Raw genomic sequence first — 580 nt, 5'->3', positions numbered from 1 at the left:
TAACTTTTAAATAAGGGGCGCAGGCGCGCAGGGCATACTGGCGAAGCCGCCCTGCGTGTATGCGTCCCAGCCCGCGCAGCGGGCGAACTTAATTTTTTTGTTATGTGCCTGCACACTTTCTACTGCCGCCATAACTTTACTGTGCCCAATAAATAAAACGTACCATAAATACAGCATATAATTGAGCTTACTAACCAAAAGGTTATTGAATTTTGATGTACCACAGGGTCTGAAGTGAGAAATGGACCAACTAAGCCTGCGATACCACGCAGCAAATAGATGGCTGTGATTAAAACTAAACAGCTTTTTAGTAGTGGTAATTTGACGATGATGCCTGCACCAGAAAAAGCATATAAGCCCCAGCCAGTAAGAATTGAAGCAATAGCCAAAGTTGCGATCGTGGGGTACGGGTCGCCCTGAGCAGCGAGTTGAGCCATACGTTGACCAGCACCAAAAAAGAGATACCAGTCAGGACCGCCGAAAATGCAACTAATATGGAGTAATGCAGCCAAGATGCTTAAACTGCCAGCGATTATTAGTTGATTATTCTTGTGCATTCAAATTCCTTTTGGCACATAAC

At 44.8% G+C, this 580-nt stretch carries 1 protein-coding gene; it reads right to left on the bottom strand.

What is annotated here, in order from left to right:
- Nucleotides 1-119: 119 nt before the first annotated feature.
- A complete protein-coding gene (locus O9X84_RS19570) occupies nucleotides 120-557 on the bottom strand; it encodes a hypothetical protein (protein WP_269521322.1) in 438 nt (145 codons plus the stop codon).
- Between the last annotated feature and the right edge of the window lie 23 nt (nucleotides 558-580).

Origin of the sequence: Alteromonas sp. BMJM2 (genome assembly GCF_027257845.1) — a bacterium.
Taxonomy (GTDB): domain Bacteria; phylum Pseudomonadota; class Gammaproteobacteria; order Enterobacterales; family Alteromonadaceae; genus Alteromonas.
This window is presented reverse-complemented; position numbering and strand designations above follow the sequence as displayed.